Consider the following 16406-nt stretch of genomic DNA (forward strand, 5'->3'; position numbering starts at 1 on the left):
AGCTAAAAATGTGGCAACAAACAAATGAAGAAAGACTTCTGGCAGCAGCGCGAAATAGAAATATGCGACGTATCGACCTGCTTTTTAGAATGGGTGTAAACGTACTTGATGCATTCGGAAGCATCGATAATTTTCACGCAACTTGCGGCGCGAAGGAGCTTGAAATATTGGTATGTGCGAGTCCAGGGATTGGTGTTGCACGTCTCGAATACATCGAAAAAAAATGGAGTCAGGCGGCTCACAGCGTGGATGGTATCGGTCAAAAATCATCGCTAACTCGATTAAGATGAGAGAAAGCATATACGTATGATCGCTTACGTTTTGCTCATAGGTGACTTACATCAGAGGCTCAGCTTGGGGCCCAACTTTGTCACAACAAGAATACGCTGCCAGTACCAATGCCTGGTAACTTATTTTTTCCTGCTTAATCTCGATGCTACGACTTACCGGATCGAAGGCAGTCACATCGCTAAAAGGAGCGACCACTGCGTCTAATCGCTCGGCCATTTGTGCAGCAGAAAAACTGGCTATTGCAAGAGGATTTTTTTTGTTGTAAAGCAGTCGATAGCAATGGTTTGGAGTAAAAACTGCCGCAATCACGACTCACTATCATCAATCTGGTGGTCGTATCAAGCTTACGAAATTCCTTTGCGAGTGTATATCCGGCCAGGCCGCTGCCGACGATTATGATAGGCGACATAAATATTTCTGTCTTCTCTTTAAAGTTTACTACGCACCATGTGTATGGCCATCATGCAACCATCCTCATCTCAAAGTCGGCTTTCCCCACACCGCAATCCGGGCACTCCCAACTATCCGGAACGTCATTCCACCGGGTGCCAGCAGCGATTCCGTGATCTGGCATCCCCTCCTTCTCGTCGTATTCAAAACCACACACTGCACATTGCCATTTATTCATTTCAATTTTCGATTTTATAAAACATCCAAAAACCCTGATCGCAGGCATGCCATCAGGGCCATGATCAATGCATCACCGATCACTTCATCGCATCAGCCACCGTTTCTGCATTGACCCATTTACGCAAGGTTTCCTGCATATGTCGGATCATGAATTCTCCATCCTGCAAATACATGACTTTCTTTGCTCCAGATTCAAGTCCTTTCTGGATACGCTCGCAATTGGTCACATCTTCCAATACAATTTCACCCCAACGTGCAGCATAATGCTCCAGTTGCAAGCGATGTCGCACCGAGGTTGCTGCAGGTATGCGGATAGTCAGGATCCAATGTGTCTTGTTATGAGCGACGGGCCAAAACTCATGGGTCCAGTAGCCGCCTGTCGAGTAGTCAATATTAAAGTTTGGAAAAATAGCGGTAACATCAGCCGACCAGCATGCCTCCTTGGTTGGATTGACGGCAGGATGCGCTCTCAACTGCAAGACTTCATCGCTAAAATCGCTACCAAGCAAACCACCGGTATCGACCTTGCAAGCGAGTCTTTCCACTTCCGAGTTGGGTGGTGCGGCATATTCGGGATTGCCATAAGCCGACCAGGCGCAGTGCAAACCAAAAGTTTGTCCACTTAACGGTCTGGCATATTTATTGTGGACCGCATGCGAGAAGCCTGGTGCCAATGTGGCCGGGTGAATCGCCGGCACATGGTATGACTCGGAAAAAGCGTCCATAATCAACTTCCAGTTGGCATCAAAACGCGCCTCGATCACTAGCGTTTGATGATCTTTACCATACGGTACCCCTGCAAACGATACGCCGTAAGGCCCCAAAAAGTCTTGCAGGCTAATTTCGGGCTCGCGCTGCATGTTGACGAAGATCCAGCCCTCCCATACTTCCGTCGCGATAGGTGTGAGACCACATGTCTTTTTATCGAGATTAAAGAAATTTTTCTGGTCAGGCACACCCGCCAACGTTCCGTCACTTTGATAGGTCCAGCCGTGATATGCGCAGCGAAACCGGCTACTCGTCCCGCACTCATCGGTGACGACAAGATTGCCGCGATGCGAACAGACATTGTGAAAAGCCTGCACTTTGCCTTGCGCATTGCGCGTTACCAGAACGGAGGCCTTGCATATCTCAATTTCCTTGACGAAATAGCTATCTGTCTCAGGGAGCTGGTCGATGCGGCCTACATGCAGCCAGGATCTGCCAAAAACACGGGTCCGCTCCTGTTCGAAAAATTCCGGAGAGATGTAGGAATCGACAGGCACCGGTCCGGTACCCAAGCCCGAAGTTAACGTGAAGCTTTCCTTTGAGCCGGCTTCGCCTAGATGTGCTCCTATCACCATGTCGTTCATGACTGTATCTCCGTTATCTTGATAATTTTTTGACGGTCCTGCGCGCGTTCCCCACCACCAAACGGCCATGGTCCTTTGGACACGTGAAGGTCGGTACGTAACTGGGCATGATGCGCACGCGGTTGGCCGTGCATTTCTACAGCCATCGCGGCATGCGCGATAGCCAGCAAAAGCTTGAACAGACACGCGGCTTCTTGCGGCATGTCGTCAAATGCAAACTGGTCAAGGTAAGTGATCGCATCTTCCGCTCTGGCGAGCATCCGGTCGTAAAAAAGTTGAATTTCCTCCATGGAAGCCTTCGAGCGCTGCTGCCAGCGTTGGTCGTTGGTATCGCGTACCCAATACGGAACAAATACCTCCAGGTCTTCGAAATCTGCTGGCAATAGCCGCGATGAAGTCATGGCGCTGCCTCCTTGTTGACACACGGGTTCAAGCTTTCTGGCTTTGTTACGACCGCATCTGCGTGCAATGCATGTTTATCCATCATTGTTTTTGTCTCCTAGTGGATGATCTTCAAAAGATTTTTATTGTTTTCAGGAACTTGAAGATATCTTCTATTTCCTGCAGAGCACTATTTTAACTTTGCTTGCACTCGTCTGAAGACCAACCTTATTTTTCGAACCGTCACGTACTAAGCGAGATACCAAGCATTAACCATACCAATCAGTAAGCCATTGATTTATATGTATATTTTTAAAATAAATATTTTCATCAAAAGGAATCATGACGCTTACGTCAGGTAATGCCTCTCTCGGTGACCAATTCGTCGCCCTGGCAATGATGCTTAACCCAATTATTTTCTGTGCTGCTCAACCTTATCGCTACCGTCAGCAATAGGGTTCTCCGATGAACGCGAACGCGTCGAATGGCGAACGTCAAAAAGGCCATAACGACCTTTGAGACATGGTTAGCGGCTTATAGCGAGACGTCTTTTACCGGCTCGTTGTGGAGTGCATTCGCAGCACGATATGCAAAGGCTACGATAGGGCCGAGCGTCGCTCCACCAGCCCAGTACGCCGCCCCGGATGCAGATGCGATACAATTGCCGACCCCATACAGGCCGGAAATCGGTATGCCAGCCACATCAAGAACACGACCATAGGTATCAGTTTTAGGTCCGCCTTTGGTATCGAGTGCGCTCGGCCCCATCAGCGCTGCATAGAACGGACCGGTGTCACTGATCGGTGACATTGTGGGATTGTGCTTATTCGCATTCTTTACGTTAACCGGACCATTAAACATCAGCTCAACCGGACGCTCGCCACGCTGAAAATCCAGATCTTTACCGGAGCGGGCAAAGCCATTAAAACGTTCAATCGTCGCATCCAGATTCTCCACAAAATCTGACGAAACGACGACGTTGACCCGATCCCGATACAGGGCCAGACGGGCAGCAATGTTTTGTGCGAGTTCTGCGCGTGTTGCCCCTTGAATGACATGATCGTTATTTTGGTCAGATGGCACAATAAAGGATCCGTAATGTGGCTCTGCGCAGTGATCCTGTGCCTGCTGGTCCCATATGGCGATGAGTAACTGATTCGGAAATTCCTGACGCGGGCCATCCCACACCCAAAACGCCCGCGTTACCTCGTTGTATTGCAGCTTCTCGTTGACGACTCTCCGTCCATGCTTGTTGACGTAGATCATGGAGTCACCGGAAGCGACAAAAGTCGACCATACGGCGCTTTCTTTGGCAACGGCTTTTTCATAAACAATAGGAGCGTTCCAGCTATGGTTCATGTTGGCCAACTGCACGCCCAGCGGACTGGAGATCCGGATAAAATCACCCTCATTGGCAATCGCCGCGCAACCGCCGATGACCGCACCGCCCAAAAATTCACGCCGCAGTTCCGCATCGTGCGTAAAGCCACCGGATGCAAATACCACCGCTTTTTTAGCCCCAATCCGACCTACTGTTCCGTCGGGCATGATGACTTCCACACCGATCACTTCTCCGCGTCCATTGCGGATGACGTCCTTTACCCGATGCGATACTTTGATATCTATTCCATCGCGTTTTGCCGCAGCTGAAAGAGTCTTTATTCCTATTTTTCCGCCATCGACTGCCGTAGCACCTTTAGGCTGAAGCACCCGTCCTACCGGCACCTTGTTTTCCGGTAACTCAGCCCAGTAGTCAACGACTCCCTCGGGATGTTGATAGGGCAATGCGTCTTTTTCATTGAGGAGTTCGGCTGCGATCGAGGCGCTGTCATAAAAAGCTTCACACATCGCGTATTGCCAGGCACTCAGACCCAAGGTGGGGTGGGTCGGGCTATAGGTAAGAGGGGCACTCAAACGGGCGACAAGTTTCATGAAATCGGGTTTCGGATCGGCAATGCCGGCTTTTTTCAATTGCGCGTTATTTGGTATCCAATACCAGAAACCGGATTTCCCAGTCGTCCCACCGATACTGTCGGCTTTCTCCAGGACCAATACCCGGTTACCCTGCCAGCGCGCAAACAAAGCAGTACTCAGGCCTGCTGCCCCACTACCGCAGACCACAACGTCATAATCAGCGGTAAGGTCGACACCACCTGCTAAGTCAGCTGGCAATATCACTTTTTCATCTCTTGTACTCATTCGATTTTCTCCACTTTAAGATTTTTTACAGATCATCAGCAAACGGTATACAGAGCATACACAACATCAGAGGACCCGGGCTCGACGATGAAACAGGGATAACCTCGCAGTGCCACCAGTTCGAATACATCGTATTTTTTGAAGTCATCAATGTCCAATGCTTTCTTTAACGAAGTGCAATACTTTTTAGGTATATGGTCCACACTTGGGCGATGCCGATTGTTATCGACGAGTCAGACGATACAAACTGACTTGAAAATTGCGCACCTAGGAAACATCAAGCGATACCGCATGACTGATATTTTGGGGAAAGGCTGCCCGCGACAGGCGTGACCAGGCTGCGCCAGGTATGCCGCTCAACGCACACAGCATAAAATAATTTACTGATCGCCGGCACTACATAAAGCGCGATGGAAGGGGAGATTCTAAAGTACGCATCCTGATCTTTATGCGCTCCTTTTGGGGGCGTAGCAGATCAGGTGCCATCCGAGGTAAGTCACGCAGACAGATCGTCGCTGACGTCTTCCCGGCTTATCTGTGGGCTACATGGATCTTGTCTCGCAAATCAAAATCTCAACCCCTGCCATAGCGAAGTTTGGCAGGTCCCCTACCGCAGCCTCCCCGGCGGGTGACGCCAACGCCGATTCAATTGCACTGACCGAATCGAACGTTAGCATGGCAACCATGTATATATCCGCGCGTCCCTCTGGCCCCATGATATCGCCAGTACTTAACTCGAAGGAACGCAGGCCGGGCAGCGTTTTGGCGATCGGCGCGTGGATGCCGAGGTAGTGGCTGTTGAAAGCTTCGACATTTACCGGATGTTTATAGAGAACTAAAATTTTTGCCATGACTTTTCCTGTTAGTTGAAAACTGTGAAAATCAGATCACTTCACCCGAAGCATTCTGAGATTGTCGAAAAAATAATTTTATCTATTTGCGTCAATATGACCGAACTTACTTAAACCCAAACATAATGCTCACCTTATAAAAGGGACTTGTATGACAAACTAATCGTACTGAAGCTTAAATTTCATACAAGCAATGTCAAGAGCTGCGTATCATCAGCGACCTGATCGCCCACCTCAAACAGAATTTCTTCAATCACGCCGCCAGCCGGTGCCGAAATCGTGTGTTCCATCTTCATGGCTTCCATCACCAGCAACGCTGCGCCCTTGGCAACGATATCGCCCTTTTTGACATGGATCGCGACGATCTTGCCCGGCATCGGCGCGGTCAGTCGTCCTGCATCAGCTTCAGCGAAACCTTCATGGGACATCGGGTCCACATACGTCAGCGCGGTATGTGTACCGGCATTGAATACATGAAACAGCTGATTTTCGCGCACGACCGTGCCACGCACCGTTTGGTCGGCCAGCCTGATAACGAGATCGCTGTCGGCATGCGTTAGCAGCACTAGCGGGGCGCTGGTCTGATCGTCAGAGAGGAGCCATTGATCCTTACCATACGCGATGCGCAGCGCATGCTCAGACTGTTCAGTGGAAAAATCGAGCTTGCGCTGCAAATGACTGTTCATGCGCCAACCGGATGTGGCGGACCATGGCTCATTTGCCGCGGTGGCAATCTTTTCCGCACCCAGCAATGCCGCACTGGCCAGTGCAAGGGACGCAACTGATGCAGGCTGCGGCACTGGAAACAATACCTCCTGATTGCGCTCGATCAACCCGGTATCGAGCTCTGCCGAAGAGAATGCCCGGCTCGTGATCAGGCGTTTCAGGAAGGCGATATTGGTACTGACGCCAACGATTTGATAGTCGCAGAGCGCCTGCTCCATACGCGCGAGCGCCTCGGAGCGGTTAGCACCCCAGACGATCAGCTTGGCAATCATCGGATCATAGAAAGGAGAAATGGTATCGCCTTCACGTACCCCCGAATCTATCCGCACCGCTGCTGGCTGGTGGCTGGCACTTTGTTCGTTGCACGCAAACGCCAGCGCCTGTGGTGTACGCACATGCTGCAAGGTCCCGATCGATGGTAAAAAACCTTTCTCCGGATTTTCTGCATAAATCCGCGCTTCGATGGAATGGCCATTGATTTGCAATTGCGCTTGCGTCAACGGCAGCGCCTGTCCGGCGGCCACCCGTAATTGCCATTCGACCAGATCGGTGCCGGTGATCATTTCGGTCACCGGATGCTCGACCTGCAGGCGGGTATTCATTTCCATGAAATAGAACGAGCCGTCCTGATTGACAATGAATTCAACGGTACCGGCACCGACATAGCCGACCGCTTTGGCGGCAGTCACTGCGGCGTGCCCCATGGCGTTACGGCGTTGCTCGCTCATGCCTGGTGCCGGTGCTTCTTCGAGTACCTTTTGATGGCGGCGCTGCACTGAGCAATCGCGTTCAAACAGAAAAACACAGTCGCCATGGCTGTCGGCAAATACCTGGATTTCGATATGGCGCGGACGACTCAGGTATTTTTCGACCAGCACCTTGTCGTCGCCGAAGCTGCTGATCGCTTCGCGCTTGCAGGAGGCCAGCGCTTGCTTGAAATCACTACTATTCTCAACGATGCGCATGCCCTTGCCGCCGCCGCCAGCGCTGGCTTTGAGCAAGACCGGATAACCCATCACATTAGCCTGTGCGTGCAGGAAGTCGGCATCCTGATTATCACCGTGATAACCAGGTACCAGCGGCACATCGGCTTGTTCCATCAAGGTTTTGGCTGCGGACTTGGAGCCCATCGCATCAATCGCTGATGCCGGGGGACCGATAAACACCACCCCGGCAGCTTCGCAGGCGCGCGCAAAAGCTGCGTTTTCCGACAGGAAACCATAACCTGGATGGATCGCCTGGGCGCCGGTCGCTTGGGCTACAGCAAGAATAACGTCGGCTTTCAGATAGCTGTCGCGCGCGGCAGACGGGCCGATCAAGACAGCCTCATCGCACATCGCAACGTGTTTGGCGCTGGCGTCAGCTTCGGAATAGACGGCGACCGTTTTGATGCCAAGGCGGCGGGCAGTGGCCGCTACACGGCAGGCGATTTCGCCACGATTGGCAATCAGAATTTTGGTAAACATGCGTACTTTCGAGAAGGATGGAATGAAGAATGCAGGATGGCAATGGCGCCATGAGATTCGCGCATTACATTCGGAAGACACCAAATTTGGTGTCTGCAATCGGCGCATTCAATGCCGCACTCAGTCCCAGTCCCAGTACGGTGCGGGTATCGGCCGGATCGATCACGCCGTCGTCCCACAACCGTGCACTGGCATAATACGGATGGCCTTGCAGCTCGTATTGTTCCTTGATCGGCTGCTTGAATGCCGCTTCTTCATCGGCACTCCAGACCCCGCCTCTGGCTTCGATGCCATCGCGCTTGACCGTTGCCAATACGCCCGCAGCCTGTTCCCCGCCCATCACTGAAATGCGTGCATTCGGCCACATCCACAGGAAACGCGGCGAAAAAGCCCGTCCGCACATGCCATAGTTACCTGCCCCAAAGCTGCCGCCGATGATGACAGTGAATTTGGGTACCGCAGCAGTCGAGACAGCAGTGACCATTTTGGCACCATTACGCGCAATTCCTTCATTCTCGTATTTGCGTCCGACCATGAAACCATTGATATTCTGCAAAAACACTAACGGAATTTTGCGCTGGCAACACAGTTCGATAAAGTGCGCGCCTTTTAACGCTGACTCCGAAAACAGGATGCCATTGTTGGCAATAATGCCAACCGGCATAACATGGATATGGGCAAAGCCGCACACCAGCGTGGTGCCATAACGTGCCTTGAATTCATCGAAGTCACTGCCATCGACGATGCGGGCTATGACTTCGCGCACGTCGAACGGTTTGCGCGCATCGGTCGGAATGATGCCGTACAGTTCCTGTGCGGCAAACATCGGCTCTGCCGGTGTGCGTAACGCACCTTGCGATGGTTTGCTGCGGTTCAGGTGCGAGACGATGGTGCGCGCCAGCGACAGCGCATGGGTATCGTTTTGTGCGAGATGATCGGCTACGCCCGACAGGCGCGTGTGAACGTCACTTCCGCCCAGGTCTTCCGCGCTGACCACTTCGCCGGTCGCGGCCTTGACCAGCGGTGGTCCGGCCAGAAAGATCGTGCCCTGATTCTTGACGATGATCGACTCATCGCTCATTGCCGGGACATACGCGCCACCTGCGGTGCACGACCCCATCACCACCGCGATTTGCGGAATGCCCTTGGCCGACAGATTGGCCTGATTGAAAAAAATCCGGCCGAAATGGTCACGGTCCGGGAACAAGTCATCCTGATTCGGCAAATTCGCGCCACCCGAATCGACAAGATAAATGCATGGCAAATTGTTTTGATTGGCAATTTCCTGCGCACGCAAATGCTTCTTTACCGTCATCGGATAATAGGTGCCGCCCTTGACGGTAGCGTCATTGCAGACGATCACGCATTCCTGCCCGCTAACGCGTCCGATGCCGGTAATGATTCCGGCAGACGGTGCAGCCGCGACACCATGCTGGTCCTTGTACATGTCATAGGCGGCCAGTTGCGAGAACTCCAGAAAAGGGGTGCCCGGATCGAGCAGCATCTGCACGCGCTCGCGTGGCAGCAATTTGCCAAGTGCCAGGTGCTTGGCGCTGGACGCCGCACCACCGCCTTCGGCGATGGTGGCCACTTTGGCGTGCAAATCGTCGACGATCAATTGCATTGCTGCAGTGTTCGCCTTGAAATCATCAGCACGGGGAGAAACAGTTGAGGTCAAAATGGTCATGAGTGTTTTTTATTATTTTAAGTGTTTGATGTCACATCAGATCAACCCGAAAAAATGATGCTGATTTTTTGCAATAGCAGGCCACGCCCACGCCGTCCATACGATGTTAAAAAATATAGTGCGGTTAGCTGGAAGATACGAGGAAAAATGCTGAGGCCTCTGCACCGTTGAAACTCGGTGCAGAGGCCATTTTTTTCTACTGTAATGTTTCGAGAATATCAGCGTTAAAGGTCGTCGCATTGAGCCCGATATCATTCTCTCCGGGCGTCATATAAAATGTCACGTGCTGGGCCTTCAAATCTGCATACTCACCACCGGCAACCGAAATGTATTTGATCCCCGATTTGACTCCGACCCGTTGTTCGAAGTGGTAATTCTGCCAGCGCCAGAATTCTCCTTTTTTATCGTAAGCTTCACCGTAATAAATAACGTTGGTATTGACGTCTTCATACACTATTTTCTTGCTGTAAGGATGCTCTGGAGGTGGTACTCCTTCGACGACCCACACTTCGACAGGTGTAACGCCCTGCACTGACTGGGCAATCGGATCGCTATAGTCGATATGCGGCCATTCTCCGGCGGTTCCTGCTTTTCCGGTTACGCGGGCCTTGTTTATCTTTGAATAATCGATATTTGCAAGAATCCAGCGTTTTCCCAGCAATTTAATGGATTTATATTTGGTCGGGCGCGAGTTCCAGATATTGATATCGTCGTTAATAAAATCAAAGCCTCCGACGTTATCCATCCACGCATTACCAGAGAGCCGACGAATGCGCCGCGCCGACTTGATATAGGCCCACTGATCATCCGGTTTTCCGGCAATATCATATTGGGTGGTGAAGGTACCGACGCCCTTGAGATCCTGCGGCGTTAAAGCAACCAGAACCAATTTATTCAGTACATCTTTATCCGTAAATGCACTATCTCCATCCCACAAACGACCCTTGTTATAAATCCGCTGGTAAGTCCAGCGTGAACTCGATTCATAACCATTTTTATTTGCCAGTGAGAACATCACATCTTGCTTAATGTCCGATCCGGTAGACGCACCATAATAGTAATTCCAGATTACCTTGTCGCCGGCAAAAGGATCTGCCGGGTCGATATTCGGAAACGGCTTGCCTGCCACATAACCAGTCACTTCTCTGGTCTGTGTATTAAATTTGACCTGTCCCGAGTATTTTTTTGTAGCTTCCCAATACTTTGCGTCCAGCACTAACGTCGGGCTCTTCACCAGTGGATATTTTTTATTATGATTACGTACGAACCAGGCCATTTTTTCGGTCAACAGATCACTGATTTTGTGACCCATAAAAGTATCGTTCTGAATACTGTCAATATTGGCTTTACTGATGACGGTACCTTCGGGCAATTCTGCAGCGAATAGCGACGAACTGGCGGCGAGCAAGCTGGCAACCACCAAGGCTCGGGAATATCTGAAATTTGACAGTGACATGATATGGGCTTTCTTTTTTGAAATACATGTATCAAACGTTGCGATGGTATGCATTGCAGGTTTCCTTTTTGATTTCAGAACTGATAGGTCGCACGCAGGGTGGCGTAATTGTGATTATTCAGCGCGGCAAAACCCGAACTTTGATTGCCCGGATCAGAGATATTATTTTCCCGCGCATATTGCGAATAGAAAAATACTGCATCCGCTGAAAAACGCCAATGGTTACCTATGCTGTAGGAAACACTGGGAATCAAAAAGGCATTGTGCGCCTGAAACTCGGCACCCAGCGCTACCTGATAGATCAGCCGCGAGCTCATGTACGGAAACTGAATGAAGGCGGTTCCGATGGTGCTGTGCTTCTTCAGTTTGGCAGCCGAACTGACTGCCGCGACGGCGTCATCATTATTGTTAAAATTCTGAATCCAGGTATCAAATATCTGAGCCGAAGAAAAGGAAGGACCATTAGTTCCCAACCAATCCTGCAAACGCAACTGCTTGTCGACACGGAACGTCGTTTGGATAACATCTTTTTTAACGATCGGCCCCATGACTCCGGCATTATTCGGAATCTGGAAATATCCTTGCCCATTAGGCACGCCACTGACATTCGAATTCGAATTGAATAAGCGACCAAACTGGTAAGCCATTTCGAAATTGAGGATGGAGTCAAGTGGCTTGCTTTCACCACTTACGCTAAAGCCTGCTACATCAATGATCGGATAAATCCAATCGCCATATGCCTTGTTGGTAGGTGCCTGTTCGTAGTACAAGCCTTTTACGCAACCCGTTGAATCGCGTTGGCCAGATCCGGCAAATACTCCGCAGGGATTGAGGACAAAATCAGGTTGAAATACGCGTTGATAACCTACTGAATAATTCAGACTTCCCGCCTCTCCCGACCAGCGCAGTGCCCCGGTGACATCTTTGGCACGCCCAGCCGGATGGTCGTAATTGAATTGCGTTGCATAGGCAAGGTAGTCCACCCCCATATTCGGCGATCCGCTCCATCGTCCACCGTAAATGTCATAGGTATTGCCGATATCTTTGTTGCGGTCCCAGCCGGGACGAACCACAATTTGCAAGGTGCCCTGCGCCTCAGGTATCGCAATCTTGACATTGGCCATAATCAACGGTTTGCGTAACTCGTCACTTTCGGGCTCGCCAAACAGACGCCAGCGATAATCAAAGCCGTTTAACAAATCGTTCGGATGAAAAAAATCCGTTTCTCCGAACACGACTTGCTGCTTACCCAGTCTTACTGTCACGCGCTCGCCAACCTTGAAGTCTGCATAAAATTCACGCAGTTCCTCCTGATCATACTGACCGCGTACATTGCAACCAGGCCCAGTAGGCGATCCGGCAACGGTGGCACTGTAGCAGGAGCGATCCTGCAGATTTTTTTCATAGGAGGTGATCAGCTCACGATCAGCCCGGCCAACAGCACGCCAGGTCACAGGGCCAGTACGAAAATCTGCTGCAAGTTCCAGGCTACTGCGGGCCATCATCAGCTTGCCTTTTCCGCCTAATGCACTGTATGCAGGTTGACCCGGCAACGGGGAAGTCTGGTCACGATTGTTCTGCAGATTCCAGGATAACCAGGTACGGACAAAACCGCCGATCTTGAAATAATTCTGGCTGAACGTGTCAATCGGCGCACTCGCTACTGCCACCAATGGACTGTTTTCAGGTGCCATTGTATTGTCGTCGGCAGCCAGTGCATTCGCTCCAGCAGACCCCAGTAAAATGGCCATCGCTGAAAGTATTTTCAACGGCTGTGCATTTCTGGTTTTTTGTCTTTCTATTTTCATATGTCCCCCGCCTCGTTATAGTTATATATCTGAAAAACTTCACCAACACCTTCCGGCGCCGGTTATTACCTTCACCATAAAAATTGATTGACTCCCGCCGTCAGGGAAAGGTGGCCGCCGCGTCAGAATTATGGACAGCGCAGCAGGAATCACTGATCACGGCATCATGCTTGCGCTTGCCAACTACAAATTCAGGACGGAAAACATAGACCATGGCTGGCACGATCAATAGCGCACTAAAGGCCGATATGAATAACCAGATCGCCATCAGGATTCCCATTTCTGCCTGGAATCTGAGCGACGAGGCGAACCATAAAACCACACTTGTGGTCAACGTCAGAGAGGTGATCAGTACGCCCTTGCCTGCTGTTCGCAAAGCTCTGGAAATGGCCAGTTTGAGGTCATCGTGCTGATGCAATTCTTCGCGAATCGCATCGACCACATAGAAAGCATAATCAACACCCAAGCCGATGCCCAGGGCAGCGACCGGCAGCGTACTCAATGTCATTCCTATTCCGTGCCAGGCCATGACGCTGAAAGTAATCGTATTCGAAAGGAGTACCGGAACCAGGAAGAAAATACCGGCCCGGGTTGATCGATAGGCGACTGTGCAGCAAATGACCAGCACCAGCAGCGCAAATGCGATACTTTCGATCTGCCCTGAAAAAATGACTTCGTTGACAGCCGCAGTGATGCCTATCAAGCCACCCGCCAATACATATTTTCCATGAGCGACGGGATGATCAGCGATAAAAGTCTTTAGTCGGGAGATTGCAGTACGTATGGTGTCGCCACGGTGATCTTTGAAGAAAAAAGTCACAGGGGCGAATTGCAATTGCGGCGTCATGAAGCGTGCAGCATCACCAGAATCTGGCGCCCACATATAGAACAACTCGGCATTTTCTGCGGTAGTTTTCCCGAATCGACGATAGCGCGGGTTATCTTCACGCAGTACCTGATTGACGATAGGGAGGACGTCGGCAACCGACAGACTTCCGCCTATCTGTGGCTGTGCTCCCATGAAGCGCTGCATGGATGCCATGCTTTCCAGCACCGCAGGTTCTTTGACATCACCGGGCTTTTCACCGGAAAACACCGCGTACATCCGGTCTGCCCCCTGAAACTGACGATTGATATCAGCAGCATCCCGGTTATAGCGTGAGTTCTGCCAAAGAATGGGGGACCCGGCATCGGCATCCCCGACCTGCAAGTTAAACGCATACAGGCCGGAACCGATGAAAACCAGCGCTGCGCCTGCCAGTAAAGCATAGCGCCAGGCGGAGGTAGTGAGAAAAATGCAGGCACTCAAAACCCGTTCGAGCAGGCCCGAAATATTGACGGGATGCGCGAAACCGTTCGAAATTTTGACCCATGACAACAGCACGGGGGTCATCACGCAAGCACAAATTGAAATCGTTAATACCCAAATGGTGCCGATCAATGCAATTTTTTGCATCAATGGAATCGGCGTGAGTACCACCACAATCATGCAACCGGCATCTGCAATGACGCCCAGCATGCCTGGCTTAAATAATTGCAGCATGGCAGAACTGGCCGCGGCCCTGGAAGTCGGAACTCCAGCCGCCAGCTCATCGCCAAATCGCGTGACCAATTGTACCGAATGCGAAATGGAGCGTGCGGTGATCAGAAAGGCGATCACGATTACCAGCGGATCAAGGTTAAAGCCGATCAGTCGTGCTGCACCCAACGCCCATAATGCACTGGTAAGGCCGGCCAATAAGGGCAGCAATGTACCGCGCCAGGTACGGGCCGTCAGAAATAATAGCGCTAGTAAGCAAGCCAGAGTGGTGAGAAATATGCGGATAGTTTCAGGGACGTAATGGTTAACCCAACCGAACAATATCGGCTCGCCCACAACGCTCACGCGCACCCCGTTCCCGGAAAAGGAATCGGCAAGCGTCATAATTTGCGGAAAGATCTTGTTGTAATCGATCGCATTTTCATAAAAATCGACGGTGATGAGCGCTGCCTTCAGGTCCGCCGACACATACGATCCATAAATCAACGGGCTGTTCAACACCTTGCTTTTGAGTGTTTCCATCTCCGCTGGCGTATGGGGTACGTCCGGAAACATCACCGGTTTAGTCTCGATGGAATCCGTGGTCGCTTTTATTTCCTTTAGCTTGCTCGATGCCAGCGACAGAATTTGAAAGGGATTGACGCCATCGACCAGGGCTAAATCATTGGTCAGTTTTTTTATTTTTTCCAGTACCGGTGTCTGAAAAATATCGCCCTTATCAGTTTCCAGCTTGATGCTCACCATATTGGAGCCACCGAAATCCTGACGAAATTGTTTATTCACCTGAACGTATGGATGATTTTGTGGCAGTAGGTCGTCAAATACCGTCTTGACTTTGATTTGCACAGCAAAAAATGCCATCGTCAGCGTCGCTATGGAAAACGCCACTGTGACCGCGACGCGTCGCCGGATGCAGGCGTCGACGAAAGACTCCAGCCTGCTAAATACTTTATCTTTCATGTTCGTCTCTTTATGAATGGACTGACTCTTGAACGGTCTGTCTGGAAAAATTACAATGCGTTTGCAGCTGTGACTGCGACTCTGGATCCTGATAGAAGATAATGACTTCCTTGTGCAGCAATAGCGGTGTACCAGCTTCTGTCTAGCGCTGAAAGCCGCGTCGAAGTCCATTGATGTGCATCTGCTGCGCCGATCAAAATGACGCCGCTGCGGCCAACCGCCAGCCAGCGGGTGCCGTCCCACAACACTTTGAACAGATGTTCGGGCGAAGGCGATTTTTCTTCGTTCCAATGTTGACCACCATCCTGTGTCACCAGAATGACGCCACCGAGACCAACAGCTACCCCCGTATTGGCATCCTTAAATGCCACTGACATCAGGCTGCTTTTCACCGGATCGGACACCGCATGCCAGCTCATGCCTTCATCGCCAGACATCGACATCTCGCCGAACTCGCCCACCAGCAACGTCCATCCTGGTCCAAACGCAATATCATTCCAGGCTGCATCTTTAGCCACACCAACTTGCAACCATGTGCTGCCATAATCTGTAGACCGGAGGACGCTTCCGGCCTCGCCGATGGCCCAGACACTGCCGCCTGCGAGCGTTTTCACACGCAACAGATTGTTTGATATGGCTGATTTCGGGACCGCAATCGTGCGCCAGGATTTTCCTGCATCTGAGGTCACCAGAACTACCCCGCCGTTTCCTACCGCAACCGCCCTTTGGGTATCCCATGCGGCAATGTCCTGCAAGGTCTGGGTGCTTCCGGAGTTTTGCAAATGCCAGGTACCACCAGCATTTTCCGTCCAGGCTATTTTCCCGTTACTGCCGACCACCCAAGACCTGGATGCATCAAGCACAGCGAGGCCATAAAATCCTTCTCCGCGTGCAAAGACGGGCAACGAAACCGCCTCTCCTTTTGGATGCGGCTTGATAAAGAATGCCGCATAGAGCAAACCGCCGACAATTAACAACGGAAGCATCGACATGAATATTTTAAAAACTGGTTTCATCTTTATCTTTCAACTTTTGCATCCATCGCAACCATTTATCAAT

General features: G+C 51.1%; 12 protein-coding genes. 1 reads left to right on the forward strand and 11 read right to left on the reverse strand.

All coding sequences use genetic code 11. The features are described 5' to 3' along the window. Nucleotides 1–8 precede the first annotated feature (8 nt). On the forward strand, nt 9–290 hold the full coding sequence (locus tag ACXX82_RS04130) for a hypothetical protein (RefSeq protein WP_458562467.1): 282 nt from the start codon (nt 9–11) through the stop codon (nt 288–290). Between the two features lie 461 nt (nt 291–751). On the opposite strand, the gene ACXX82_RS04135 is transcribed toward ACXX82_RS04130, so the two are convergent. The 11 genes from ACXX82_RS04135 to ACXX82_RS04185 form a co-directional block, all read right to left on the reverse strand. After that, on the reverse strand, nt 752–919 hold the full coding sequence (locus ACXX82_RS04135) for a rubredoxin (RefSeq protein WP_458562468.1): 168 nt from the start codon (nt 917–919) through the stop codon (nt 752–754). A 79-nt stretch (nt 920–998) separates the two neighbouring features. Continuing rightward, nucleotides 999–2273 (reverse strand): aromatic ring-hydroxylating oxygenase subunit alpha, encoded by a 1275-nt coding sequence (locus ACXX82_RS04140; RefSeq protein ID WP_458562469.1) that lies wholly within the window; start codon nt 2271–2273, stop codon nt 999–1001. Further along, nucleotides 2270–2674: a hypothetical protein gene (locus tag ACXX82_RS04145; protein ID WP_458562470.1), complete on the reverse strand. Its 405-nt coding sequence runs from the start codon at nt 2672–2674 to the stop codon at nt 2270–2272. The genes ACXX82_RS04140 and ACXX82_RS04145 overlap by 4 nt, the downstream gene beginning before the upstream one ends. 514 nt (nt 2675–3188) lie before the next feature. Continuing rightward, nucleotides 3189–4853 carry an FAD-dependent oxidoreductase gene (locus ACXX82_RS04150; RefSeq protein WP_458562471.1) on the reverse strand — a complete coding sequence of 555 codons (1665 nt, stop codon included), beginning with the start codon at nt 4851–4853 and terminating at the stop codon, nt 3189–3191. A gap of 542 nt (nt 4854–5395) precedes the next feature. Then, nucleotides 5396–5704 carry an EthD family reductase gene (locus ACXX82_RS04155; protein WP_458562472.1) on the reverse strand — a complete coding sequence of 103 codons (309 nt, stop codon included), beginning with the start codon at nt 5702–5704 and terminating at the stop codon, nt 5396–5398. A 182-nt stretch (nt 5705–5886) separates the two neighbouring features. Next, nucleotides 5887–7896 carry an acetyl/propionyl/methylcrotonyl-CoA carboxylase subunit alpha gene (locus ACXX82_RS04160; protein WP_458562473.1) on the reverse strand — a complete coding sequence of 670 codons (2010 nt, stop codon included), beginning with the start codon at nt 7894–7896 and terminating at the stop codon, nt 5887–5889. Between the two features lie 64 nt (nt 7897–7960). Then, nucleotides 7961–9583, reverse strand: coding sequence for a carboxyl transferase domain-containing protein (locus ACXX82_RS04165; RefSeq protein ID WP_458562474.1), 1623 nt, complete (start codon nt 9581–9583; stop codon nt 7961–7963). A gap of 196 nt (nt 9584–9779) precedes the next feature. Beyond that, nucleotides 9780–11093, reverse strand: coding sequence for a DUF1329 domain-containing protein (locus tag ACXX82_RS04170; RefSeq protein ID WP_458562475.1), 1314 nt, complete (start codon nt 11091–11093; stop codon nt 9780–9782). Between the two features lie 20 nt (nt 11094–11113). Then, complete coding sequence (locus ACXX82_RS04175) at nt 11114–12847, reverse strand: DUF1302 family protein (RefSeq protein WP_458562476.1); 1734 nt, start codon at nt 12845–12847, stop codon at nt 11114–11116. Between the two features lie 100 nt (nt 12848–12947). After that, nucleotides 12948–15347 carry an efflux RND transporter permease subunit gene (locus tag ACXX82_RS04180; RefSeq protein ID WP_458562477.1) on the reverse strand — a complete coding sequence of 800 codons (2400 nt, stop codon included), beginning with the start codon at nt 15345–15347 and terminating at the stop codon, nt 12948–12950. 50 nt (nt 15348–15397) lie between these two features. Then, on the reverse strand, nt 15398–16363 hold the full coding sequence (locus ACXX82_RS04185; protein WP_458562478.1) for a WD40/YVTN/BNR-like repeat-containing protein: 966 nt from the start codon (nt 16361–16363) through the stop codon (nt 15398–15400). Nucleotides 16364–16406: the final 43 nt, after the last annotated feature.

The sequence above is a fragment of the Glaciimonas sp. GNP009 genome, from assembly GCF_054343755.1.